Annotated in this window: 25 protein-coding genes and 2 pseudogenes; 20 read left to right on the top strand and 7 right to left on the bottom strand. The window is 41.9% G+C overall.

Annotation, left to right across the window (positions count from 1 at the left end):
* Nucleotides 1-37 precede the first annotated feature (37 nt).
* From NQ505_RS13845 to NQ505_RS13815, 7 genes are all read left to right on the top strand, one after another.
* Nucleotides 38-934, top strand: coding sequence for an EamA family transporter (locus tag NQ505_RS13845; protein ID WP_009000854.1), 897 nt, complete (start codon nucleotides 38-40; stop codon nucleotides 932-934).
* A 24-nt stretch (nucleotides 935-958) separates the two neighbouring features.
* Nucleotides 959-1,480: a prolyl-tRNA synthetase associated domain-containing protein gene (locus NQ505_RS13840; protein ID WP_232293054.1), complete on the top strand. Its 522-nt coding sequence runs from the start codon at nucleotides 959-961 to the stop codon at nucleotides 1,478-1,480.
* Nucleotides 1,481-1,512: 32 nt separating this feature from the next.
* On the top strand, nucleotides 1,513-2,361 hold the full coding sequence (locus NQ505_RS13835; RefSeq protein WP_009000852.1) for an RteC domain-containing protein: 849 nt from the start codon (nucleotides 1,513-1,515) through the stop codon (nucleotides 2,359-2,361).
* Nucleotides 2,362-2,572: 211 nt separating this feature from the next.
* Entirely contained in the window at nucleotides 2,573-2,932 is a 360-nt protein-coding gene (locus NQ505_RS13830; protein ID WP_009000851.1) for a helix-turn-helix domain-containing protein, read from the top strand.
* The gene (locus NQ505_RS13825; protein ID WP_009000850.1) at nucleotides 2,895-4,937 is read left to right on the top strand and encodes a bifunctional DNA primase/helicase; all 2,043 of its coding nucleotides are present in this window, start codon (nucleotides 2,895-2,897) and stop codon (nucleotides 4,935-4,937) included. The genes NQ505_RS13830 and NQ505_RS13825 overlap by 38 nt, the downstream gene beginning before the upstream one ends.
* Nucleotides 4,938-4,949: 12 nt before the next feature.
* Nucleotides 4,950-5,228 carry a helix-turn-helix domain-containing protein gene (locus NQ505_RS13820; protein WP_009000849.1) on the top strand — a complete coding sequence of 93 codons (279 nt, stop codon included), beginning with the start codon at nucleotides 4,950-4,952 and terminating at the stop codon, nucleotides 5,226-5,228.
* A 375-nt stretch (nucleotides 5,229-5,603) separates the two neighbouring features.
* Nucleotides 5,604-6,125, top strand: coding sequence for a dihydrofolate reductase family protein (locus NQ505_RS13815; RefSeq protein WP_009000848.1), 522 nt, complete (start codon nucleotides 5,604-5,606; stop codon nucleotides 6,123-6,125).
* Nucleotides 6,126-6,230: 105 nt separating this feature from the next.
* Here NQ505_RS13815 and NQ505_RS13810 read toward each other — a convergent pair whose 3' ends face one another.
* Genes NQ505_RS13810 through NQ505_RS13800 form a run of 3 tightly spaced genes read right to left on the bottom strand, consistent with a single transcriptional unit; the run spans nucleotide 6,231 to nucleotide 10,023 of the window.
* Nucleotides 6,231-8,312, bottom strand: a complete 2,082-nt coding sequence (locus tag NQ505_RS13810; protein ID WP_009000847.1) for a type IA DNA topoisomerase — start codon at nucleotides 8,310-8,312, stop codon at nucleotides 6,231-6,233.
* A gap of 17 nt (nucleotides 8,313-8,329) precedes the next feature.
* Nucleotides 8,330-8,497 (bottom strand): hypothetical protein, encoded by a 168-nt coding sequence (locus tag NQ505_RS13805; RefSeq protein ID WP_009000846.1) that lies wholly within the window; start codon nucleotides 8,495-8,497, stop codon nucleotides 8,330-8,332.
* Complete coding sequence (locus NQ505_RS13800) at nucleotides 8,494-10,023, bottom strand: DUF3945 domain-containing protein (protein WP_009000845.1); 1,530 nt, start codon at nucleotides 10,021-10,023, stop codon at nucleotides 8,494-8,496. The genes NQ505_RS13805 and NQ505_RS13800 overlap by 4 nt, the downstream gene beginning before the upstream one ends.
* 243 nt (nucleotides 10,024-10,266) lie before the next feature.
* Between NQ505_RS13800 and NQ505_RS13795 the strand changes: the two genes are divergently transcribed.
* Together NQ505_RS13795 and NQ505_RS13790 are read left to right on the top strand one after the other, a co-directional pair.
* Nucleotides 10,267-11,106: a DUF1837 domain-containing protein gene (locus tag NQ505_RS13795; RefSeq protein ID WP_009000844.1), complete on the top strand. Its 840-nt coding sequence runs from the start codon at nucleotides 10,267-10,269 to the stop codon at nucleotides 11,104-11,106.
* Entirely contained in the window at nucleotides 11,091-13,217 is a 2,127-nt protein-coding gene (locus tag NQ505_RS13790) for a DEAD/DEAH box helicase (protein WP_259825143.1), read from the top strand. Before NQ505_RS13795 ends, NQ505_RS13790 begins: the two co-directional genes overlap by 16 nt.
* A 19-nt stretch (nucleotides 13,218-13,236) precedes the next feature.
* Here NQ505_RS13790 and mobC read toward each other — a convergent pair whose 3' ends face one another.
* From mobC to NQ505_RS13770, 4 genes are read right to left on the bottom strand one after another with little or no spacing between them, the layout of a single operon-like run.
* A complete protein-coding gene (gene mobC / locus NQ505_RS13785) occupies nucleotides 13,237-15,246 on the bottom strand; it encodes a conjugal transfer protein MobC (RefSeq protein WP_009000843.1) in 2,010 nt (669 codons plus the stop codon).
* A 20-nt stretch (nucleotides 15,247-15,266) separates the two neighbouring features.
* On the bottom strand, nucleotides 15,267-16,505 hold the full coding sequence (mobB, locus tag NQ505_RS13780) for a conjugal transfer protein MobB (RefSeq protein ID WP_009000842.1): 1,239 nt from the start codon (nucleotides 16,503-16,505) through the stop codon (nucleotides 15,267-15,269).
* Nucleotides 16,490-16,927 carry a conjugal transfer protein MobA gene (mobA, locus tag NQ505_RS13775; RefSeq protein WP_008775030.1) on the bottom strand — a complete coding sequence of 146 codons (438 nt, stop codon included), beginning with the start codon at nucleotides 16,925-16,927 and terminating at the stop codon, nucleotides 16,490-16,492. The genes mobB and mobA overlap by 16 nt, the downstream gene beginning before the upstream one ends.
* Before the next feature lie 20 nt (nucleotides 16,928-16,947).
* Nucleotides 16,948-17,217 (bottom strand): hypothetical protein, encoded by a 270-nt coding sequence (locus tag NQ505_RS13770; RefSeq protein WP_232293053.1) that lies wholly within the window; start codon nucleotides 17,215-17,217, stop codon nucleotides 16,948-16,950.
* 69 nt (nucleotides 17,218-17,286) lie between these two features.
* Here NQ505_RS13770 and NQ505_RS13765 point away from each other — a divergent pair.
* The 11 genes and pseudogenes from NQ505_RS13765 (at nucleotide 17,287) to traK (ending at nucleotide 25,559) form a co-directional block, all read left to right on the top strand.
* Nucleotides 17,287-17,604 (top strand): annotated as a pseudogene (locus tag NQ505_RS13765) (hypothetical protein).
* Complete coding sequence (locus tag NQ505_RS13760) at nucleotides 17,601-18,362, top strand: ParA family protein (protein ID WP_009000839.1); 762 nt, start codon at nucleotides 17,601-17,603, stop codon at nucleotides 18,360-18,362. The pseudogene NQ505_RS13765 and the gene NQ505_RS13760 overlap by 4 nt, the downstream one beginning before the upstream one ends.
* Before the next feature lie 4 nt (nucleotides 18,363-18,366).
* On the top strand, nucleotides 18,367-18,837 hold the full coding sequence (locus NQ505_RS13755) for a DUF3408 domain-containing protein (RefSeq protein ID WP_009000838.1): 471 nt from the start codon (nucleotides 18,367-18,369) through the stop codon (nucleotides 18,835-18,837).
* A 1-nt stretch (nucleotide 18,838) separates the two neighbouring features.
* Nucleotides 18,839-19,552 (top strand): hypothetical protein, encoded by a 714-nt coding sequence (locus NQ505_RS13750; RefSeq protein WP_009000837.1) that lies wholly within the window; start codon nucleotides 18,839-18,841, stop codon nucleotides 19,550-19,552.
* Nucleotides 19,553-19,715: 163 nt separating this feature from the next.
* Nucleotides 19,716-20,012 carry a DUF4134 domain-containing protein gene (locus NQ505_RS13745; RefSeq protein ID WP_005926215.1) on the top strand — a complete coding sequence of 99 codons (297 nt, stop codon included), beginning with the start codon at nucleotides 19,716-19,718 and terminating at the stop codon, nucleotides 20,010-20,012.
* A 12-nt stretch (nucleotides 20,013-20,024) separates the two neighbouring features.
* A complete protein-coding gene (locus NQ505_RS13740) occupies nucleotides 20,025-20,357 on the top strand; it encodes a DUF4133 domain-containing protein (RefSeq protein ID WP_008775036.1) in 333 nt (110 codons plus the stop codon).
* Nucleotides 20,354-22,858, top strand: coding sequence for a TraG family conjugative transposon ATPase (locus NQ505_RS13735; RefSeq protein ID WP_009000836.1), 2,505 nt, complete (start codon nucleotides 20,354-20,356; stop codon nucleotides 22,856-22,858). Before NQ505_RS13740 ends, NQ505_RS13735 begins: the two co-directional genes overlap by 4 nt.
* Nucleotides 22,859-22,886: 28 nt before the next feature.
* Nucleotides 22,887-23,243 (top strand): annotated as a pseudogene (locus NQ505_RS13730) (DUF3876 domain-containing protein).
* A gap of 4 nt (nucleotides 23,244-23,247) precedes the next feature.
* A complete protein-coding gene (locus NQ505_RS13725; protein WP_009000834.1) occupies nucleotides 23,248-23,877 on the top strand; it encodes a DUF4141 domain-containing protein in 630 nt (209 codons plus the stop codon).
* Nucleotides 23,878-23,897: 20 nt separating this feature from the next.
* Complete coding sequence (gene traJ / locus NQ505_RS13720) at nucleotides 23,898-24,923, top strand: conjugative transposon protein TraJ (protein ID WP_009000833.1); 1,026 nt, start codon at nucleotides 23,898-23,900, stop codon at nucleotides 24,921-24,923.
* A 12-nt stretch (nucleotides 24,924-24,935) separates the two neighbouring features.
* Nucleotides 24,936-25,559 (top strand): conjugative transposon protein TraK, encoded by a 624-nt coding sequence (traK, locus tag NQ505_RS13715; protein WP_009000832.1) that lies wholly within the window; start codon nucleotides 24,936-24,938, stop codon nucleotides 25,557-25,559.

The raw sequence follows: 25,559 nt of genomic DNA, 5'->3' as shown, positions 1-25,559 counted from the left end.
GGCGTGTATATTTATTAATACATTAAACAATCTTGGAATGAAAAATATCAAATACATTTTTTTGGTTCTACTCGGTGGAACTATGTATGGTACAATGTCTTCATTGGTGAAGCTATTGTACACAAAAGGATTTAATGCTGCTGAATTAGCTTTTTGGCAAGCCTTACTTGCAGCCCTCTTTCTTGGGGTATGTACGTTTATAACAAGGAAATCCGATAAAGGCAAATTGTTATATAAAGATTTTTTGCCATTATTGCTAACTGGTAGTGCTATTGGATTGACCAACTTCCTATATTATCAATCCGTGAGTTACATATCTGCTTCATTAGCTATCGTAATTTTGATGCAATTTACATGGTTCAGTTTATTGCTGGAATGGATTATATTTACTAAAAAGCCATCACGACTTGAGTTCCTTACAGTTTTCTTTATTCTTATAGGTACATTAATGGCAGGAAATCTTTTCGATGTAAAAGAATGGTCTTTTTCACCTAAAGGTATTATGCTGGCTCTATTTTCGTCACTTACCTACGCAGTATATATAATAGCTAATGGTAGAGTTAGTAAGGGAGTTAGATGGCAAGCTAAAAGTATGTCTATTATGATAGGGTCATCATTATCCATTTTTATAATAAACAGTCAAACCATTTTGGTAAATAATCATTTTGGTAGTGATTTTATGCTTTGGGCTATATTTCTTGCTATCGTAGGAACAACCATTCCAACAGCTTTATTTGCAGCAGGTATTTCCAAAATAGGGGCAGGAATTAGTTCTATCCTTATGACTATCGAACTACCCGTAGCTGTAATCTGTGCTTATGTGGTACTAAATGAATATATTAGTCCATTACAGATAGCAGGCATAATAATCATGCTTGCAGCTATAACATCAATGAACTACTACAAATATTTAAAAACAAAAAAACAAAAATAAGTCATGTTCTATATAAGTGAAATAATGAATACAAAACCGACCGTATTCAATACAGAATTACAAAATTTAGTTTACACAACATTAGATAAGCTGGAAATTCCATTTGAACGTGTTGATACCGATGAAGCTATTTCAATGGATGATTGTGTGTTAATCAATCAAAAAATGAATATGAAAATGGTGAAAACTCTTTTCTTGTGCAATCGACAACAAACTGAGTTTTACCTATTCATAACTACTGCACATAAATCTTTCAAATCGAAAGAATTCAGTAAAGCACTCAATATTTCACGCATTTCGTTTACTCCCGCTGAACTATTACAGGAGAAGTTAGGGACAAAAATTGGAGCTGCAACAATTTTTAGCGTATTACTTGATGTAAAAAACGAAATACAAGTAGTTATTGACGAAGAAGTAATATCAGAAGATTTCTACGGTTGTAGTGATGGTACGACGACAGGATATATGAAAATAAGCACAAAGTTGATTATTAATAATTTCCTCAATTATGCTATGCACATACCTACCATTATCCAAATCCAATAATTTGTAAATAAGTTAATATTCAAAATAAGAAAATGGAAAAATTTGTAAATATGATAATATCTCAAATTAATACAGAAATAGAAAATGTCTGTATGAATAGTGATGTATCGTCCGACAAAGCTCTGTATATGCTTAATTTCATAAGACCTTTGTTTGAAAGGTTAAGAGAATTTATCCATGAATATACTTTTCAAGATGCTAATGAGGAAATATCATTCTTCAAAAACATTAAGCCATTCATTTTAAGCAAACTGATATATTTTAATGATATATACACACTTGAATTAAGAAAACCGAATGGAAGTAAAGATGTTCTTAAAGAGTATTACAAAAAAAAGCAAACTACAATAACGGAATTTTGTAATAATAATCTCGATTTTTACCAATATTACCGTTCTAAAGCTACTCACTTGGATAAATACTACTTTCTAAGAGGACATGAAAACTACAAATTATGCCATAACGGTGGTATGTTTGATAAAGACCCGTTGTTTTCAACCTGCTGCGACCATAGAGTTGCTAAAATGCTGGCTTATGATATGTTGGAAATTTATCTCCAACAGCGATTGCAAGAGGTAGAAAGAAAAGAAGTGATAGAAATCAGTCGGGCTTCATTACCGGATAATCCATTTCAATGGACAGGAACTAAAATTGCTGCAATTGAATTGGGCTATGCTATTTATGCAGCCGGAGTTCTAAATAATGGAAATGCTGATATTAAAGAGATTATGACCTATATAGAAGCATCATTCAAGATAGATTTAGGAGATTACTACCGTACTTATCTTACAATAAGAGAAAGGAAGAAAGATAAAACATCATTCCTAACCAATCTTATAAATCAACTACTGCGAAAAATGGACGAAGACGACAAGTTATAATAAACTTCCTCTAAAAAACTACCAAGTTATTACCAACTTGGTAGTTTTTTTATGTCCTATTCTAAAGGATATTTTTACTCCTAAATTCTCCTGTTTATCCCTTTTCAGATACCAATTCCCACAAAAAAATAAATCAACCAACTTGGTAGTATCTTGTAAGTTTTATCTTTTGTAACTCCCGACCTTTGCAGCAAATCAATTAGTTAGCAAAATGGAGATAATAACATTCGAGTCAAAAGCCTACAAGGATTTAGACAACAAAATTACCGCTATCGCCGATTATATATTCAATCACATAGAAGCGGAAAGTACCAATGAAGATGATATTTGGGTGGATAGTTACGAGGTCTGCACATTCTTAAAAATCAGTGAAAAGACGCTCCAACGTCTGCGAGTGGCTGGAACTATTGCCTACTCTAATATTCGGGGACGTTACTTCTACAAAATCAGCGAAGTAAAACGGATGCTGGAAGAACGCCTGATAAGAAGTAATAAAGAAAATATTCAAAACCTGATAACCAACCATCAGCTATATGTTAAGGAAAGAAGAAATATTAGAAAGGACAAATAACGGGTTATCCGTATTCAAGCATTACATATCCGGTAATTGGCGGATAGGTCGCAATTTCTTGAACCCGCTTTATGAGGATAACAAAGCATCCTGTAACATCTATTTCGACCGCCGAAGTGGTATCTACAAGATGAAAGACTTCGGCAACGACAGTTATAGCGGTGATTGTTTCTTTTTCGTGGGGCAACTTAAAGGGCTGGACTGCAATAATTCAATGGATTTCGTGGAGATACTGGAAACCATAGACCGGGATTTGGGATTGGGACTGGCAACAGGCAATCCGATACCAGTTACCCGTACTTCTTGTCATATAGTAGATGATATGCCGGAAGAAACACCTGAAAAGGAAAGCAAACCTTACCAGTTCAGGGAACAAAAATTTCCGCTTGCCGAATTGATGTACTGGCAACAATACGGCATCACCCCGGAGATATTAGAACTGTATAAGGTTTGTTCCCTGCGGGATTTTCAAAGTGAAACGGCGGATGGTACACCATTTACTTATACTTCGTCCGTGGCAGAACCGATGTACGGGTATAAAAGTAAACGATATATAAAACTATATCGTCCATTCTCGAAAACCCGCTTTCTGTATGGTGGCAGCTTCGGTGAAAATTATTGTTTCGGGCTGGAACAACTACCCGCAAAAGGGGATACATTATTTATCACGGGTGGTGAAAAAGATGTCATGTCATTGGCGGCACACGGTTTTCACGCTATCTGTTTCAACAGTGAAACGGTGACTATCTCGCCTACCCTGATTTATAAACTAACGTTCCGTTTTAAGCATATCATCCTATTATATGATACCGACAAGACGGGTAAGGAAAGCGCACGCAAACAGGAAAAACAGTTGGAAGAATTGGGGGTAAAACGTCTGCTCTTACCACTTCCCGGAACGAAAGAAGAAAAGGACATATCGGACTATTTCAAGGCAGGAAATACCCGTGAAGATTTCCTGAAATTGTTTATCGAATTTTTAGATAACCTATATAGTGATACATTGATTATGCTTAAATCGTGCGAAATAGACTTCAATAATCCTCCGGCAAAAGCACAGGTGATAATTTCTGCCGGAGATGTCCCATTGGGGACACAAGGAAACCTGTTTGGTATCACAGGCGGTGAGGGAACAGGAAAGAGTAATTATATAGCCGCCATGTTAGCGGGCTGTATCTGCCAACCGGATAAGGAAGTAGATACGCTCGGCATACAGATAGCCGCCAACAGTAAACACAAAGCGGTATTACTCTATGATACGGAACAGTCCGAAGTACAACTGTTCAAAAATGTAAGTAACCTGCTGACACGTGCCAAGCAACAGAACAAACCGGAAGAACTGAAAGCATTCTGTCTGACGGGTATGTCTCGTAAAGAACGCCTGCACGCTATTGTACAAAGTATGGATAAATTCTATTACCAGTATGGCGGCATCCAGTTGGTAGTTATTGACGGCATCGCCGACCTTGTAAAAAGTGCCAATGATGAAGTGGAAAGCGTAGCGGTGATAGATGAACTGTACCGACTGGCAGGGATTTATAATACCTGTATTCTCTGCGTGTTGCATTTCGTACCCAATGGATTGAAACTGCGGGGACACTTGGGTAGCGAATTACAACGTAAAGCGGCAACTATCCTTTCCATCGAAAAGGACGAAGAACCCACACAATCAGTGGTAAAAGCCCTGAAAGTAAGGGATGGCAGCCCGCTGGATGTTCCCCTGATGCTGTTCGCATGGGACAAAACAACCGGGATGCACCTTTACAAAGGAGAAAAGCCACGTGAGGAAAAAGAGAAGCGCAAGGAAAAGGAACTGGTCGGGGTTGCCCGTGACGTATTCGGCAGACAGGAACATATAACCTATATAGACCTGTGCGAGCAGATACAGCAGATTTTGGACGTGAAAGAACGCACCGCCAAAAGCTATATCCGCTTCATGCGGGAACGGGACATTATCATCAAAGACCCGTCCAACCAAAGTTATTTTATGATTGGTTTAATTTAATCGGACAGCCTTATGTATATAGATAAAGATGATTTTACCGCATGGATGGAACGTATCATGGATAGGTTCGATATGCAGGACAAAAAGATAGACAAAGTTATAAAGGGGCGTAACTGTTTGGACGGGGAAGAACTGCTGGATAATCAGGATTTGTGCCTGCTGCTAAAAGTAGCCCCCCGAACACTGACCCGTTACCGGAAAAAGGGAATACTCCCTTTCCTTATGCTGGACGGCAGGTGTTATTACCGTGCTACGGACGTACACAAGTTAATCCGTGAGAAAACCGATTGATTTTTTCTTTTCTAATGGCTTTCAATCCTGTTTTGTCGTGAGATAAGGCAGGATTTCTTTTTCCGATTCGTGAATATCCGAGACTTTCCGTATATTTGCAACTGTTTCATAAGATAATAACAGCATAGGCTGCAAAGCCGATTGCTTTTATATATAACATAGCGTTCGCAGAACGTCTCAACGTAGAAAACTGGTAATTTTCAAAGAGAAGAGATTTATGCGCAATGTTCATGCTATACTTCTGTATAGCGTGGGCTTGCCTGTTTCTTCTCTTAGGCGTACCAGTGCCTCTACGTTGGAATAGTGTGAGTTCACGCTTTTTCTTTGGATGTGCTGGCGAACAGTTTATAAAAAGTAACTGTTAAATACCCAATTATGAAACATTTAAAAACTTGTATTGCTGTATCTCTCGATGGCTTCATTGCCACAAAGGATAATGAATTGGACTGGATGCCTGAAAATGTAAAGCTGGAGATTTCAGCAGCCTATGAACAGCCGGATATACTACTTGCCGGAGTAAACACCTATTCTTATATCTTTGAACATTGGGGCGGATGGCCGTACAAAAGTAAAAAGACTTTTGTTGTGTCCCACTACGACACCAATGTGACCGAAAAGGAGAATGTAACCTTTCTTACCGATATGCCTTTACGGGCAATCAATGAACTTAAATCAAGTTCGGAAACGGATATTCAGGTCATTGGCGGCGGTAAGTTTATAACCTCGCTGATTGAAGCGTCCCTGCTGGATGAAATAACGCTATATATCGTTCCGGTCATGCTGGGGGACGGTATCAGGTTTATAGGAAAGACTTTCGGGTCGAAGTGGGAACTGACCGGACACCGGGTGATAGACAATCAGGTCGTTTGCCTGACCTACCAGTATAAAGGGGAATGATTTTAAAAAGCACCCGGTGTCCCTCCGGGTGCTTCAACCACAAAAATTTCAATTATAAATCTATCTATAATGAAACTTTCTGTGGCAAATATAACGATTTTCGTCTTATTTCTTCGGTTTGCCTTTCTTTTCAGGGAACACGAAAGTAACATTAAACTGTTCGTCAAAGGCAAGTGAAGCGTCAAAGACTTTGCCGTTCTTGCTTTTAAAGCCTTTAATTAACCCGGTTTTCCCGGTAGTCACCAGTTCGGTAATCTGTTTGTCCGTTAGCTGCTTGTCGCTCTTATTGCGGAAGATAGTAACGGAACAGTCCACATTGGAACATTTGGCGACTTTCGGATAGAAAAAGATGCGTCCGGTCTTGCATTTGGGGCAAATGCAACCACTACCCGAAGCGAAAGAAAGCTGAACGTCCAAAAGTTCAGCCGTAATTTGCCGTGCATATACTTCGATGCCTTTACGGAACGTATCGGGGTTCATTTCGCCGCTTTCTATTTTGGCAAGCGTATTTTCCCACATACCCGTCATTTCAACGTCTGCTATCTTCTTGTCCCGGATGATGTTGTAAACGGCAAGCCCCTTTTCGGTCGGGACAAGGTTCTTTTTCTCCCGGACAATGTACTGGCGGGAAAACAGCGTTTCGATGATGGCTGCCCGTGTTGCGGGCGTGCCGATACCCGTATCTTTCATGCTGGCTTTCAGTTCTGCGTTTTCCAGTTCCTTACCCGCTGTTTCCATTGAAGAAAGCAAACTGCTTTCCGTGTGCAACGGCTTGGGTTTGGTCTGTTTCTCTAACAGTTCAATGCCGGAAAGCGGTAAACTATCTCCGTCCTGCATGGCGGGCAAAGTGGCGTTATCTTCTCCGTCCTCTTTCTCGCCGAATACGGTACGCCATCCGGCGGACTTGATTATAGAGCCTTTGACCGTGAAAAGCGACCCTGCACATTCCAGCGTTACACTGGTAACGTCTTTGACGCATTTTTCAGAAAAGGCTTCCAACATCCGTCCGGTTATCAGTTCATAGATTACCTGTTCGTCCGTTTCCAGTTTACCGGGCAGGTTTTCCGTTACTATCAGGGCGTGGTGGTCTGTTACCTTGCCATCGTTCACGGAACGGGAATTTAAGGCTTTTCCTTTCATCCCGGCAGCATATCCGGCAAAACGGGCGTACTGTTCCAAATTAACAAGACGTTCCGGGATTTCCTCGAACACGTCCTGTGAGATATAACGGCTTCCGGTTCGGGGGTAGCTGATTAGTTTACCCTCGTATAACTTTTGTGCGATGGATAGGGTTTTGTCTGCGGAAAAATTCAGTTTGGTATTCGCTTCTTTTTGGAGCGTGGTTAGGTCATAGAGCAACGGCGGTTCTTGGTTCACTTCCTTACGCTCTACGTTTTTCACCTGTACCGTTTCCGCTTCCTTTATCCTTTGCAACGTGTCGATGGCGGGCTGCTGCTTATCGTACTTGTCTGCGGATAGTGCAACAAAGGAAACATTGTCCTTTGCTGCCTGTAATTTCAGTTGCCAATACTTTTGCGGGACAAAATTCTTGTTCTCCAAAAAACGGGTACATATCATTGCCAACGTGGGCGATTGTACCCGTCCCAAAGAAAAAATGCCTTGTCCGGCTGCCACACTTAAAGCCTGTGTACCGTTTATGCCTATCAAATAATCCGCTTCGCTGCGTGCCTGTGCCGAAAGGAAAAGATTATCATACAGGCTGCCGGCTTTCAGGTTTTGCAGTCCCTCACGGATTGCCTTGTCCGTAAGGCTGCTTATCCATAAACGGACAAAGGGCTTGTTGCATCCGATATACTGGTAGATGTAGCGAAAGATAAGTTCTCCCTCTCTCCCTGCATCGGTGGCGACTATAATCTTGTCCGACTGGTTGAATACCTCTTTGATTACCTTTAGCTGTTTCAATGCTCCGGGGTCTGCCTTGTACCCCTTATCCGCTTTCACCTGCCGGGGTGTAAGTTGAAAACTATCCGGGATAATAGGCAGACTTTCCCGGCGGAAACTCTGTATGCCGTAGGCTTCCGGCATTGCCAAACCTACAAGATGGCCGAACGCCCAGGTAACGAGATACCCGTTACCTGAAAGATAGCCATCCTGTTTTTCATTCGCTCCTAAAATGCGGGCAATGTCCCTTGCCACGCTTGGTTTTTCTCCGATTACTGCAATCATTCTAATTTCGATTTTAATTATTCTATTTCTTTTTGTCTTAGGATTTTCCGGTCATAGTAGATGTGATAGCCATCAACATAAAATTGTCGGTTCTGCTCGTCTATGGCTTTCCAGTCTGTTTTGTAACAGGCGAAAATGAACAGGGCGAAACTGACAACCGGGATAAGGATGAATACCGCTATCATCTTTTGCGTCCCCTGCTTTGTTTGGGTTTGTCCGTCTGCTCCTGCTTCTCCTTTTTATCCTGCTTGGTCTTTTGTTTTTCAGTGGGCTTGTCCTGACCCTTTTTCAAGGGTTCTTTCACTTTCTTGGTGGCTTCGTTGGTCTTGCCCTCCGAATTGACCGCTACCTGTGTGCGGTTCTTGCTGGCGGGGGTAATCTCTTTCACGGCGGAACGGTCAAAACTGGGATTGTCACTGTAAAAGCCTAACTTCTTCTTATCATGGTTCACCTGAATATAAGCATCATATTCTACCCCTCGCTTATCTTTCAGTCCGGCAACAAAGATGGTTTTGTCATTGACTAAATCCTGCTGTTGCTGGCGGGATAGTTCTATTCCTGAAATGCTTTTGGGAATGGTTACACCGTCACTGGTGACAAGACTGTTCTGCTGCGTTTGTTTCTGCTGTTGTTCCTGTGACTGTTTGGCATTGGGATAGATAAATTCCAGACTTTTCTTGTCGGCATTGACCTGAACGGTTGCGGAAAAGGGATTTTTACGGTTGGAAATCATATTTTCAAGGAATACCCCTTTTCCTTCCCGTAAGGCTTGCTGTTGTTCCTTGTTCAGTTTGACACCCTTTATTTCATCGGGTATTTGGACGCTGCTTGCACGCATGGAAACCAGTTCGTTTGTTACCTTATCCACGCTGACGAAAGAGGGTATTATTTCTCCCGTGATATAGTTTTTCAGGTTCACTATCCGTCCCATGTTTCCCGTTTCAAGAAGATTGGCTTTATCCTCTTTGGAAAACTCGTGACCGAAGAACGGGCGTTCAAGTTCCGGCTTTTGGCGGATGCCGTGTATAGCCAAAACCACATTCCCGTCTTTGTCGTGCCGGAAAGATAGGCGTGCATCCATCTTCATAATGGCGGAATTGTAGTTGCCCGCAATGGTGAACGCTCCGGGTGACTTATACCCTCTTAACATGGGTTCTAAAGCCTTTGCCTTTTCAAGCTGTTCTTTGGATAGCCCGAAGTTTTTCAGGGCTTCCCAGTCCACTTTATCGGGGTCGATGTAATATTTGCTTTTGTCGGGTTGCTGCAGTGCTTGTGCCGTTGCTCCCGCTTCTTTGGCTGACTGCTGCCCGTTTTGGGTTTCCTGCTGTTCTTTCTTCACTTCCTGCTTTACGGTTTCAGGTGTCACCCGGTAACGCTCTATGTTCGCTTCATTTTCCGGTGTAGGGTTGTTGAAGTTATCCCTGATTATCGGCTCGATTTTGGGAAGTTCAATCTTCGGGATTTTGAAGAAGTTGAAGCGGGTCGGGTTCTTCAACTGGCTCATCATGTTGGAAAAGAAATTGGAAAAGAAATCACCGTGACGATCGAATTTCAGTAGTTCGCTGTTGTTCTCCGGCGGTACGGTTTGAAGTTCCCCGTTTTCATCCACGCCTTTTACTGCGCTGATTGTCTTTTTCTCCTTATCCAGTACAAGAAGAATATCCATCATCTGCTCGTCACTGGTGGATTGGTTGGCTGTGTTTACATCCATAACTTTTTGAATTTTAGTGAATAAATAAAATTTTCGGAAGTAAAAGTAAGGATGAAATAGAGTATATTTAAGGATTTGGGAACGTGTGGCTTCATTAGTCCTCGTTTGTCCTTATTTGTCCTATTGTTAAAGAATTATTCAGAAAAATTAAAGTTTTAGTAGCTATGCTCCTTAAAACCAACATTTTTCTTTATTTTTGTAAAAAGCATAATAATGTTATTGATTGAAAACAAAATATAGATTATGATACATCCATTTTTCAAAGTGATAATTCACAAAGATGAAAACATACCAGATTTGCACGGGATATGTGCAGGATTTGAAGGACTAAAATGGAGAAAAGAACAGCTTGTAGACCATTTATTCGAATATTTACCGGAATTTGCTTTAAACTATTCTGAATATATAGACCTTAATGGAGAAAATGCTATTGCAAAAATAAGGCAAGTTGCAGCTAATATATATAAATCAAAAAAATTTGAAAGTAGAGGAGAATTTGGAGAGTTATTATTACATGCCATCATTCGGGAAACATATAACACAATCCCCGCTATCAGTAAGATATATTACAAAGATGGTCCAAATGAAACGGTAAAAGGCTTCGATGCTGTGCATGTCATTGATTTAGGAGAAACCTTAGAACTTTGGTTGGGAGAAGTTAAGTTTTATCAAGATATTTCCAGCGCAATGCATAGTGTTATAGAAGAGTTAAAACAACATATTGAAGTTAGATACATTAAGAGTGAGTTTATTGCTATTACAAATAAAATAGATAGTAAATGGTCACATTCGGATAAATTAAAAGCATTACTAAATCCAAATACATCTTTAGACGATGTGTTTGAAAATACATGCATCCCAGTATTATTAACATATGACTCGAAAATATTAGCTAAATACAATAAATCATGCAAGGAATATATTGATGAGATTACACAGGAATTGATACAATATCATGATAAATTCTGCAATGATTTAGGGAAATTTCCTGTTACTGTCCACTTATTTTTATTGCCTTTAAATACTAAAAAAGAACTGATTGAATGTATTGATAAAAAATTAAGAATATGGCAGAGTCTATAAATATACAAGAACTAAGACGAATTTTAAGAGGTAAAGTAATTCGTCAAATAGATAAATATTCAATCTTAAAAGATATTGCAAATTTAACTGCATTAAATAGAACTATAGGTCAAGAGTTTATTCTTAGGCTTTTGTCCCGAATTTCTGATTTTAAAGGATTTGAGGAAATCATTTATTCATTGGTAAGGCAAGTAGGATTATTTCCTTATCTTAATGAAGATGAATTATCTTTTAGAGATACAATTGCGTATGAAATGCACAGACCTACTGGATTTAAAGAGAACATTGTTTTTCATCACGCACAAGCAGAAATTTATTACGCACTTTTGCGAAAAGAAAACATTGTACTTAGTGCTCCAACTAGTTTTGGCAAAAGTCTTATTATTGATTCAATTATAGCTTCTTTGAATTATTCAAATATCGTCATAATTGTACCAACAATAGCATTGATTGATGAAACAAGGAAACGACTTTCAAAATTTAAATCTATATACAAAATTATTACACATCCAAGTCAAGTTATTACTTCAAAGAATGTATTTATCCTTACACAAGAGAGGGCATTGGAAATAATTAAAAATACCAATGTTGATTTTTTTGTTATAGATGAATTCTATAAATTAAGTCCACAAAGAACAGATGAAGAAAGATGCCACATCTTAAATCAGGTATTCTACACATTAGTAAAGACTGGTGCTCAATTTTATTTATTAGGACCAAATATAGAACGAGTTACCACAGAATTATTAGATAACATTCAATACAAGTTCATTAAAACAGACTATAAAACAGTCGTATCAGAACGGCATAATATAACTGTTGGTAAAAATGAAAAGCCCATTAATAAACTGATAGAATTATGCAAAGAATTGGACGAGCCAACTCTTATATTTTGCCAATCACCAGCAAGTGCCAATAAAGTAGCTACTGCATTTTTAGAAAGTCAAGTTTTTCCTAAAGAAACAATTAATGATGATTTAGTAAAATGGCTTAAAAACAATTATCATCCACAATGGATTTTACCCAACTGTATAGAACGTAAAATAGGAATTCATCATGGGAAAATTCCTCGTTCTATTGCTCAAAAATGTATCAAACTATTTAACGATGGAAATCTAAAATTCTTAATATGTACCTCTACATTAATTGAAGGAGTAAATACAAAAGCTAAAAATGTAATCATATATGATAATAAAATAGCAAGAAGCAAATTTGATTATTTTACATTCAATAATATTTGTGGTCGTTCAGGAAGAATGTTCTCACATTTTATTGGCAATATATATTTATTTCATGAGCCACCATTAGCAGAATTGCCATTAGTAGATTTTCCTATCTTTTCACAAACAGAAGATGTGCCTGAAAAGCTATTAATAAATATAGATGAAGAAGATTTAAAAGAAAGTTCAAAACTTAAGTTAAAAAAATATATAGAGCAAGAGGTATTATCCAAAGAGGTACTTAAGAAAAATTCATATATTGATTTAGATAAACAAATTAAACTGGCTTCATTCATTAAAGAAAATTTATCTAAAGTACATCCTATATTAAACTGGAATCAATATCCAACGAATGAACAGTTAAAAGCTGTATGTATATTGATTTGGGAATTTTTAGTTGCATCTAATAAAATGATATATGGTGTAAGTTCAGGAAGACAATTACATTTTAGAATAAATCAATATAGAGAAGCTGGAAATATTAAAAATTTTATTTCAATGATTATACAAGATTGTAAATCAAATGAAGAAATCAATGAAAAAATTGAATTATCTTTTGATATTCAAAGACACTGGATTAATTTTCAGTTTCCTCGTTTTTTAATTAGTCTCAATGATATAGCAAATGATGTATTCAAGAAGTATCGTTTAGAGCAATGTGATTATAGCTACTTTGCAAGTATGGTTGAATGTTATTTCATTTCTCCCTATGTTGTTCCTTTAGACGAATACGGATTACCTATCCAAATTTCTGAAAAAATCGGTAAAATCATTCAATTATCTCCCAATATAGATGAAGCATTACAACAAATAAGCAGATTTAATCCTATGATGACAAATTTACCTAAGATTGAAAAAGAATTTATAGAAGAGTTTCAAGAGTATATTTGATATACTCTTGAAACTTATACTAATTTTCAGTCTTAATCAAATGCCGCAAATCAGGGTCGTTCTTAATCCGTTCCATTTCGTCCGTGACAATTTGCTGGACTTCCTGCTTGACCCGGTTGTAATTTGCTTGTATTTCTTCCTGCATCCGGTCGTTCCCGTCCTCGTCCCTGAAATCTATAATTTGGGGTAGCTTCTTATATTGGGCTGTTTCCCGCTTCACTTTCTCGTTATCCACCACAATTTCCGCATGGAATATTTTCTGCTCTATCCGTTCATCGAAATTGTCACTGACCGCACCCACAAACATACCCTGTGTTAAGTTGGATATTTTACTGGGTGGTATCAAGCTATCCATCTGCGTACTGATAGAGGTTGATTTATCATTCCTGTTGATAGTCATACTTTGGCGTTTTTGTAAGACCTTTCCGAAACGGTCTGAAAGCGTTTTAGCCGTTTCAGAAACCACCTGACCGGAAAAGATATTACCTACTGTATTTTCGATTACTTTGCTTTCCTTGTCCCCATAGTCCCGGCGTAACTGGCTGAAATCCTGAAAGCCCAAACAGACCGCTACCTTGTTGCTTCGTGCCGTTGCTATCAGGTTATCCAGTCCTCGAAAATAGATGGTCGGTAGTTCGTCAATGATTACAGAACTTTTCAGTTGATGCTTCTTGTTTATCAGCTTCACAATACGGGAATTATACAATCCCAAAGCACAGGAATAGATATTCTGACGGTCGGGATTATTGCCTACTACCAAAATCTTAGGTTCTTCCGGGTTGTTTATATCCAGTGAAAAATCATCCCCTGTCATTACCCAATACAAAGCGGGTGAAATCATCCTTGAAAGCGGGATTTTAGCACTTGCAAGCTGCCCCTGTAACTGGTCTTGCGCATTACTTTCCCATGCGTCCATGAACGGTGAAAGGTAGTTTTCCAGTTCGGGATAGCTGGTTAAAATAGTGAACGTATCGGCATATTTCTTGTTCAGAAACTCGATGGCGTGCGGGAATGTACAATACTTTCCCCCCTGATAGATACGCAAATACCAAATGATAGAAGCGAGCAGGATAATCGGACTTTCCACAAAGAAATCCCCCTGTTTGGTTATCCAACTGCGGTTCAAATTTAACATGATTGTATAACTGGCTTCGTATGCGTCCGATATGTCCGTCATAAATGCCGGATTTATCGGGTTGCATCGGTGACTTTTACGTGGGTCGTCAAAGTTAATCATGTAGAATTTAGGCTTTACCTTATACCCGTCTAAATGGTTGATTAGATGGTTGTATGCTATCTCCGAAAGGTCGGGGAATTTGTAGTCATAAATATAAACAGCAAAACCTTTTTCAATTTGCTGTTTGATGTAATTATTGACTATCGCATACGATTTTCCCGAACCGGGTGTACCTAAAACCATGCTTGCCCTGAACGGGTTTACAATGTTTATCCATCCGTCATTCCATTTCTTCTTATAGTAGAAACGGGTCGGCAGGTTGATAGAATATTCGTTTTCAATCAGACGTGTTTCCTGTGCGAAACTTTCATTTTCCAAATTAAACACATCATCCATCAGGTTGTTTTTCAACAGGCGGGAAATCCATACTCCGGCAGCAAGTAGCGAAAGATACCCGGCGGTCATGGTAAAGATATACAATGCCGTGTTTGCCGCCAGTGGCAACGGCAGAACCAACAGCCACCAGTTCAGGAAAAACAGGATAAAACCGATTGTCAGGAACACATAAATCCTGTTCCATGTGATTTTTTCCTCTTTCACTCCCTTTGTTCCCAAACAGGAAAGCGCAAGGAATACCACTGAAAAAAGTTTGGTATATAGGATATTGGAGAACAGCCCGGCGGTACGCTGGAAGTTCAGCAGGATTTTATCGACTACCCCGATATTGATACCCCACTCCCGGAACGACTGGTAACAAAACCAGTAAATGTTTATCACTACAAATAAAATACTGATTGCCCGCATAAAGTCCATGACCTTTGCAAGTCCTCTTAAATCATCTTCATTTTGCATAATTGAAATTTTTATAGTTATTAAATACGTCTTTGTTTCTTCTTCTTTTTCTTCTTGGGTGGTGGAACTTGGCTGTTGTCGGGTGGCGTATCGTCCCCACCGGATAACAGGCTGAACAGTCCCGCAATGGTTTTGCCTGTATTTTCAATGTGTCCGGTCGGGTTAAATTCCGGCGTGTGTTCCTGCGTTTCCTGTTTGCTGTTTCCCGTCAAAGTACGGGAGCCGGAAAACAGGTCGTTGAACACATTGGCGGAAAAGTCCTTTCCCAACCGTGAACCGTTCAGGACGGTACGGTTTTCGTGGTCGATGAATGTTACACCGTATATCCTGCCTGTATCGTTCTGCCGGAAAAGAACATCTATGCCTTTCGCTTTCAATTCCGTAATAAGCTGTTCCCGGCTACGGGCGGATTGCATCACTGCGCCGACCGTCCGGCGGGTACGCTCTTTCAGGTTCTTGTCCTGAATGCCCTTTGCGGATTTCTTGATGTGTCGCTGGATGGCTTCGTAACCTACCGACTTACCCAAAGAGGAAGATTTGAACGGGTTTCCCCGCTTTTCTCCCTTGTCATTGGTCGCCGAATAGACAATGCCGTTATAGGGTTTGCCGTTCGCTTCCCCTTTCACTTCCTCCGCCTGTACATTATATATAGATAGCAACGCTTTGTATTCCGTAAAACTCTGGAAACGGTAACTGCTGGCAAGGGCTTTTACTGTATTGGATAACTGGTGCTTTACGTCCCCTGCCCGGTAGTCCACCTTTTTAAGTTCGGGGCGTTCGGTTGCCTGTTTCTTCTCTGCCGGATGCAACCCGTACTTCTGTTCCAGTTCACGGGTGATTTGTTTGCTGCGGATATGCTCGAACTTGTCGTTTATCTTTTTGCCCGTTTCATCCACCCGGATGGAAACGATATGGATGTGATGCCTTGCAATATCTTCGTGCTTGTAAACCATATACGGCTGGTTGCCGTACCCCAACTTATCCATATACTCTTTGGCAATATCCGCAAGCTGGCTGTCTGAAAGCACATCGTCCGGGTGCGGGTTCAGGGAGATATGGATAATCGGTTTTTCCGTTTTCAGGTCTGCGGGCAGGTGCATATCAAAACATTCCATACAACGCCGGATGCTGAAATTTCCGTCCTCGCTCTCGAACATACGGTTGCTTAAAAGTACCTTTCCCTGTTCTTCATCCACCTTGTTTTGGTTGTAGGAAAGCGCACCGAACAGGGAGCTTCCTACGCTTATCTTTGCAACCATCTTGTTTCAAATTCACGGGTCAGTTCAATAATTTGGCGGTTCAGGTCGGCAAGTTCCATCGTTGCCTTTTCCAGTTTATAGAGAAATGCGAGAGCTTTTTTCTCGGAGAAATTGGTATTGAGAGCCTTTACCACCTGATTATAATTCACGGCTATACCCCTGTACTGGGAATATAAAGCAGTCAGCCGGGTATAATATTCTACTGCCGCCTTGTCGATTTTAATCACTTTGAACGGTTCGCCAAAGATGCGGGCAGTGATAAAATGCGCTTTCGTGCGCATACCGGACTGGTCGAACAATGCCAAAAAGCGGGCGTGGTCTATCGCATTGAAACTGATAGAGTACCGGAACACTGCCGGGTCTGCTTTGGGCTTGCGTCCTGCGCCACCCGGACGGGACGCATTTTCATTTTTCTGTTTCATGCTACATTATTTTTAAAGGGTTACGACTTCGGAGTGACCCTATCCCGGCTTCGTCCGGGCAAGGCGTTCAAAGCTGCTGAAAGAATTTCAAGCAGCGCAGAACACACCTTGCTATCTGCCAGTGCAAATAAAAATCCGCCTACGGACGGATTGGAGTTAGCGGAGATTGGAACGCTCCCGGCGGCGGGGGCTTGGTTAGCCTGACCGATACCTTTCGGTTGCAAAGTAACGGGTATTAAAAATGCTGTGAAATAGCAGGTTATAGGACAAATGAGGACAAATGGGGACATTTGAGGACACATCTCGAAACGGGTTGTTTTTCTATGTTTATTTGTCCCGGATTTAAGAAAGATAGCAATATGGATAGATGGAAATATAGCTTGAAAAGCGTGCGGAAAGAAAGCGGTTTTGAAAACTTGAAAACAAGATTTCAAGATTGCAATCTTTCAAGAAAACAAGAAAGCAAACCGGATGGAATGATTGAAAGGAAACGGTCATTCAATCGGGAAAGAAAACTGTCCGTCTTTGTGGAAAGATTGAAAGGAACAAGAATAGGAAGAAAGAAATCATTCCTGCTTTCGGGCTTCCTGTATGGAACGAAAGAAAACACTCTGTCTGTCAATCTAAACGGATGGAATGAAATAAAGATGTATCACAATAAACCAGTATTACAATGAAGAAAGAAACCTTGTATGTAGCTTTCTCCACCCAAAAGGGCGGGGTCGGCAAAACAACGTTCACCGTCTTGGTGGCAAGTTACCTGTATTACCTGAAAGGGTATAATGTGGCAGTCGTGGATTGCGACTACCCGCAACATTCTATTTCCGCCATGCGCAAACGGGATGCCGAACAGGTGAACAGTGATGAGTATTACAAACGGCTTGCTTTCAGCCAGTTCAAAACACTGGGAAAGAAAGCGTACCCTGTCCTTTGCAGTTCACCGGACGAAGCGATAAAAACGGCGGATGAATATCTTGCGTCTGCCGGAATGGACTATGATGTGGTCTTTTTCGACCTGCCCGGAACGGTGAACAGCGAGGGTGTTATCAACTCCCTTTCAGGGGTGGATTATATTTTCACCCCCATAGCCGCCGACCGGGTGGTATTGGAAAGCAGCCTTTCCTTTGCGGTGGCTATCGACAAACTGCTGGTAAAGAATGAAGCCTGCCGACTGAAAGGGCTGCACCTGTTTTGGAACATGGTAGATGGGCGGGAAAAGACAGACCTGTACACCCTGTATGAACAGACCATCGGGGAACTGGAACTACCCCTTATGAAAGTATTTATCCCGGACACCAAAAGGTTTAAAAAGGAACTGGACGCACAGCGTAAAACCGTGTTCCGTTCTACGCTGTTCCCGGCGGACAAACGGCTGGTAAAGGGCAGCAACATGGAAGAACTGATAACCGAAATCGCATACCTTATAAAACTGTAACGATATGGCAAAGCAAAGCGGCGGGAAACCGCAAATAGATGAGGATTTTATGAAAGAGATTATTTCACAGGGCTTGCCTGTGAAGAAACAGGAAACGCCAATGGTGGCAATACCAACGGAAGTGAAAACTAAAGCGGAAACACCCGACATCCCGGCAAACGTACCTGAACAAGAACCGAAACGGGAAACGGAAACCGTAAAGGAAGAAAAGGCGGTGAAAGAACCTGCCCGCCGGAAAAAGAACGCTCCGGGAGATTTCCGGGAAACCTATTTCATGCGGGTGGACTTGACCGACCGACAACCGTTGTACGTCAGCCGTACCACCCACGAAAAGCTGATGAAGATAGTAACTGTTATCGGCGGACGTAAAGCGACCGTGAGCAGCTATGTAGAAAATATCCTGCTCCGGCATTTCGACCAGTTTCAGGACGAGATAAACGAACTGTACGAAAGCAAATTTGAAAAGCCGTTCTGATATGCTAAAATGGTTTATTATCGGAACGCTCCTGTATTACGCCATCCTCTTATGGCGATACCGGGACAGCTTGGGAACATGGTTTACAAGCGGAAAAAGAGAGCCGGAACAGCCGGGAAGCAAACCAACCGTGAAAACCGGAAACGGGGATTCTCTTGTAGGCGCAAGCCGTTATCGGATGGGACAAATGAGGACAAACGGGGACATCTTAGGACACCTTTCAAAAGGGGTTGATAATGCTTCTATATTTGTCCCGCAAGGTGATGAAACGGTAACGAAAACGCTTGATAACGAACTGGCAGATGAAAAAAACACCGATACCCCGCAAGCGATTGAAACCGAATTTGAAATGGAATTTGAAACGGAAGATTCGGAAGAACCGGACGTTTCGCCGGATGAAATCGAAGCGGAAGAAATCGCCTGTTACATGGGTGAGGGTGAACCGGAAATGGCGCAAGGTGTCACGCTGGGGGAACTGGGGCAAATGGTTCAGGTCATTCAAGTAAAACAAGCACCCGAAATGGAAGAACGGCAAGCGGTACAGACTATCTGCCGGACGGAAACAAACCTGTTTCATTCACTGGTGGAACAGATTAACGGGGGCAGGTCACGGGTAGCGGAACTTTTACAAAAGCATGAGATACCCGTACCCGTCACCGTCCCGGCTGCCGGAAATGATGAAGTGGCAGCCTTTGACATGAACGATTTTCTTTAATGGTAAACTTTAAATAATAAGATGATGAAACAGAGAGATTACGGTTAAACAGACCTTTTAGAAAACGGGGAACACTCCCCGCAACCACAAAAATTTAATTATTAATCACTCCGCCGGGCGGACTATCCACCCGTCCGGCAATTTTAAAATCAATGTATTTATAATGAAAAAGAAAGTTCTCTTTTCGGCAGCCGTTCTTTTGGCTGCATCCTCCGCTTTTGCACAAGGTAACGGCATGGCGGGCATTACAGAAGCTACCAACATGGTAACGTCCTATTTCGACCCGGCGACAAAATTAATTTACGCCATCGGTGCGGTGGTGGGCTTGATTGGCGGCGTGAAAGTATATGGCAAGTTTAGCAGTGGCGACCCTGATACGAGCAAAACGGCGGCTTCATGGTTCGGTGCGTGTATCTTCTTGATTGTGGCAGCTACCATTCTACGCTCGTTCTTCCTGTAAAAAGAACGGACTATGGCAGACTATCCGATTAACAGGGGGATAGGCAAACCAGTTGAGTTTAAGGGGTTGAAAAGCCAGTATCTTTTCATTTTTGCGGGCGGGCTATTAGCCCTGTTCGTGCTTTTCATCATCATGTACATGGTAGGCATTAACCAGTGGGTGTGTATCATCTTCGGCGTTACTTCGGCAACGCTGCTTGTATGGCTCACATTCCGGTTAAACGAAAAGTACGGGACACACGGGTTAATGAAATTGTCCGCACGCAAAAGCCACCCTTTCCATATCATCAACCGAAAAGCCATATCCCGATTATTCACTAAAAATCAGAAACAAGCATCGAAATGAGAAATATATTAAAAGCTACTACGCTGGAAAACAAGTTTCCACTGTTCACGGTGGAAAACGGGTGCATCGTTTCCAAAGATGCCGACATAACAGTAGCGTTCCGGGTGGAACTGCCCGAACTGTTCACTGTCACGGCAGCCGAATACGAAGCGATACATTCCGCTTGGAACAAGGCGGTAAAGGTACTGCCCGATTACAGCATCGTACACAAACAGGACTGGTTCATCAAAGAGAACTATGCGCCCGACATCCAAAAGGATGATTTGAGTTTCCTTTCCCGTTCCTTTGAACGGCATTTCAATGAACGTCCGTTCTTAAACCATACCTGCTATTTGTTCCTGACGAAAACAACAAAGGAACGCAGCCGGATGCAGAGTAACTTCTCCACCCTTTGCCGGGGCTTCCTTGTCCCCAAAGAGATAAGGGACAAGGAAACGGTTACAAAGTTCCTCGAAGCGGTGGGGCAGTTTGAAAGCATTATGAACGATAGCGGTTTCATTACCCTTACCCGCCTGACTTCGGACGAAATCACCGGAACAAAGGAAACGGCGGGCATCGTGGAGAAATACTTTTCACTCTCACAGACAGACACCACCACATTGAAAGATATTTCACTGGGTGCTGACGAAATGAAGATTGGCGACGACATCCTTTGCCTGCATACCCTTTCGGATGCGGAAGATATGCCGGGCAAGGTGGGAACAGATACCCGCTATGAGAAACTATCCACTGACCGGAGCGATTGCAGATTGTCTTTTGCTTCTCCGGTTGGGGTGTTACTTTCCTGCAACCATATCTATAACCAGTACATTTTCATTGACGACCACACGGAGAACCTGAAACAGTTTGAAAAGATGGCTCGTAATATGCACTCGCTTTCCAAATACAGCCGTGCCAATCAGATTAACAAGTCTTGGATAGAGGAATATTTGAACGAAGCACATTCACAGGGGCTTATCTCCGTGCGTTGCCATTGCAATATCATGGCATGGAGTGATGACAGGGACGAACTGAAACACATTAAAAATGATGTGGGGTCACAGCTCGCACTTATGGAGTGCAAGCCACGCCACAACACCACCGACACGCCGACCCTGTTTTGGGCGGGAATACCCGGCAATCAGGCGGACTTCCCGGCGGAAGAAAGTTTCTACACCTTTATCGAACAGGCTCTTTGCCTGTTTACCGAAGAAACGAATTATAAAAGTTCGCTTTCCCCCTTTGGTATCAAGATGGTGGATAGGGTAACGGGAAAGCCGTTGCACATCGACATATCAGACCTGCCCATGAAAAAAGGTATCATTACCAATCGCAACAAGTTCATACTTGGGCCGAGTGGTAGCGGCAAATCATTTTTTACCAACCACATGGTGCGCCAGTATTACGAACAAGGGGCACACGTCCTGTTAGTTGATACCGGAAACAGTTATTTAGGTCTGTGTGAAATGATAAATAGGAAAACGCACGGGGAAGATGGGATTTACTTTACCTATACCACCGAAAACCCGATAGCGTTTAATCCTTTCTATGTGGAAGATGGGGTGTTTGACATCGAGAAAAAGGAAAGTATAAAAACGCTTATCCTGACCCTTTGGAAAAGGGACGATGAAGCACCCACACGGGCGGAAGAAGTGGCTTTGTCGAACGCTGTAAGTTCCTATATCGAACTGATTACCAAAGACAGTTCGGTTACTCCCTGCTTCAATACGTTCTACGAGTATGTGAAAACCGATTACCGGGAACACCTGCAAGAAAAGAACGTTCGGGAAAAGGATTTTGATATAGACAATTTTCTGAATGTATTAGAACCTTACTACAAAGGGGGCGAATACGACTACCTGCTGAACTCCGACAAGGAGCTTGATTTGTTACATAAACGCTTCATTGTCTTTGAGTTGGACAATATCAAAGACCACAAAATTTTATTTCCGATTACTACGATTATCATCATGGAAGTTTTCATCAATAAGATGCGTAAACTAAAGGGTATCAGGAAATTAATATTAATTGAGGAAGCGTGGAAAGCGATTGCATCGGCGAACATGGCGGATTACATCAAGTACCTCTATAAAACCGTCAGAAAGTATTTCGGTGAAGCGATTGTAGTCACACAGGAAGTGGAAGATATTATATCTTCTCCCATTGTAAAAGAGAGTATTATAAACAATTCGGATTGTAAAATCTTGCTCGACCAAAGAAAGTACCTGAACAAGTTCGACAGCATACAGAACCTTTTGGGACTGACCGACAAGGAACGTTCACAGGTGCTTTCCATCAACCTTGCCAATCATCCGAACCGGAAATACAAGGAAGTTTGGATAGGCTTAGGCGGTACACAGTCAGCCGTATATGCCACAGAAGTGAGTTTGGAAGAATATTTTACATATACGACCGAAGAAACGGAAAAGATGGAACTTTTCACCTTGTCTGAAAAGTTAGGTGGCAATCTCGAACTGGCTATCAAACGGCTTGCTGAAAGCAAGCGCAATCCCGAAAAATAATCAATTAAAAAATTAAAAATCATTCAGTATGAAACATTTAAAATTCTTGTTTCCGGTGCTGTTATGCACCTTGTTACTGGGGCTTTCCTCCTGTAAGGAAACAAACGCCGACCGTCTTAGGGCGATGCGTGGCGACTGGGTAAGCGTAAAGAACCGTCCGGCATTTACCCTTTTTGAAGAAAACGGGCATTACCGGGTAACGACCTATCGAAAGACCTACCGGGGGACTATCCAAACGGAAACCTATCAGATTTCAGAATAGGACGGAAACCTGTTCATTGAAACGGGGCTTTCCGTCCTGCTGACCTACGACAAGGAGAACGACCGGATTCTGCTTTCACCCGGCGGAGAATACAAACGGAGTAACCAACCAATAAAAAAGTAAGCGTATGAGAACAAAGATTATAATGCTGCTCGTAGTATGCAGCCTGTTTACCGGAAAGGTAAACGCACAATGGGTGGTGAGTGACCCCGGCAACTTGGCGCAAGGGATTATCAATGCGTCAAAGAACATCGTGCAGACATCATCCACCGCACAGAATATGGTAAAGAATTTTCAGGAAACGGTGAAGATTTACCAACAGGGTAAGGAATACTACGACAGGCTTAAATCAGTACATAACCTTGTCAAAGATGCCCGAAAGGTGCAAAAGTCCATCCTGCTTATCGGGGAAATTTCCGACATCTATGTGAACAGTTTTCAGAAGATGCTTTCGGATGAAAACTATACGCCGGACGAGCTTTCAGCTATCGCCTACGGCTATACCCAACTGTTGCAGGAAAGTTCCGATGTGCTGGAAGAAATGAAAAGCGTGGTGAACATCAACGGACTTTCCATGTCGGACAAGGAACGCATGGATATTATCGACCGGACGTATAACGCCATCAGGAATTACCGGGACTTGGTGAGTTACTATACCCGGAAGAACATTTCCGTTTCCTACCTGCGGGCGAAAAAGAAAAAGGACACCGACCGGGTAATGGCTCTTTACGGCTCGGCAGATGAACGTTACTGGTAACTTCTAAAAAACAGATAAGTATGTTATTAGCAATCGAATTTGATAACCTGCATCAGATTTTACGAAGTCTGTACACGGATATGATGCCGCTGTGCGGGAACATGGCGGGGGTAGCCAAAGGAATAGCGGGACTGGGGGCTTTGTTTTATGTGGCTGCCAAAGTATGGCAGTCGCTCGCCAGTGCCGAACCGATAGACGTTTACCCGCTTCTGCGTCCCTTTGTGATTGGCTTCTGTATTATGTTCTTTCCCACGTTCGTACTGGGTACGATTAACAGCGTGATGTCGCCAGTTGTCAAGGGGTGTAACAATATGCTCGAAACGCAAACTTTCGATATGAACGCCTACCGGGAGCAAAAGGACAAGCTGGAATATGAAGCGATGGTACGCAACCCGGAAACGGCTTACCTTGTTTCGGATGAAGCGTTTGACAAGCAGATAGATGAACTGGGATGGTCTGCCAAAGATATTGCCACAATGGGCGGTATGTACATGGATAGGGCAGCCCACAATATCAAGCAATCCGTCCGGGACTGGTTCAGGGAATTGTTGGAACTGCTCTTTCAATCGGCAGCCCTTGTGATAGACACTATCCGAACCTTTTTCTTGATTGTCCTTGCTATACTGGGGCCGATAGCCTTTGCCATCAGCGTGTATGATGGCTTTCAGGCGACACTGACCCAATGGATAACAAGGTACATTTCCGTTTACCTGTGGCTTCCCGTTTCAGACCTGTTCAGTTCCATTCTTGCCCGAATACAGGTGCTTATGCTCCAAAAGGATATTCAGGAACTATCAGACCCCAATTTCATACCGGACGGAAGTAACAGCGTGTACATCATTTTTATGATAATCGGTATCATCGGTTACTTCACCATTCCCACCGTATCGAACTGGATTATTCAGGCGGGCGGAATGGGCAACATGAGCCGGAATATAAACAGTGCAGCTAACAAAACAGGTAGCGGTGTCGGTGCGGTAGCCGGAGCAGCCACCGGGAACGCTGGTGGCAGGGTTGGCGGTAAACTAATCAAAAGTAATCAATAATTAAAAATTAAGATGGAATTTAAAAGTTTAAAGAATATTGAAACCAGTTTCAAACAGATACGTCTTTTCGGGATTGTGTTTGTCGTCATGTGTACCCTGATAACGGGGTATGCCGTTTGGAACTCCTATACGTTTGCCGAAGCGCAACGGCAGAAGATTTACGTCTTGGATGGCGGTAAATCGTTGATGCTTGCGCTTTCGCAAGACCTCTCGCAAAACCGTCCGGTCGAAGCAAGGGAACACGTGAAGCGTTTTCACGAACTATTTTTCACGCTCTCACCGGATAAGAACGCTATCGAAAGCAATATCAAACGGTCGCTGTTCCTTGCCGACAAGAGCGCATTCAACTATTATCGTGACCTTTCGGAAAAGGGATATTACAACCGTATAATCTCCGGTAACATCAGCCAGACCATACATATAGACAGTGTTTCTTGCAATTTCGATGTGTACCCATATGCGGTGGCTACCTATGCCCGCCAAATGATTATCCGTGAAAGCAGCGTGACGGAAAGAAGCCTTGTCACCCGTTGCCGGTTGCTGAACGCCGTAAGGAGTGACAACAACCCGCACGGCTTTATCATGGAAAGTTTCGAGATAACGGAAAACAAGGACTTGAACACCATAAAGCGGTAA

Origin of the sequence: Bacteroides sp. D2, from assembly GCF_025147085.1 — a bacterium.
Lineage (GTDB): Bacteria > Bacteroidota > Bacteroidia > Bacteroidales > Bacteroidaceae > Bacteroides.
Note: the sequence above shows the minus strand (reverse complement) of the source record. Positions and strands in the feature narration are given on the sequence as shown.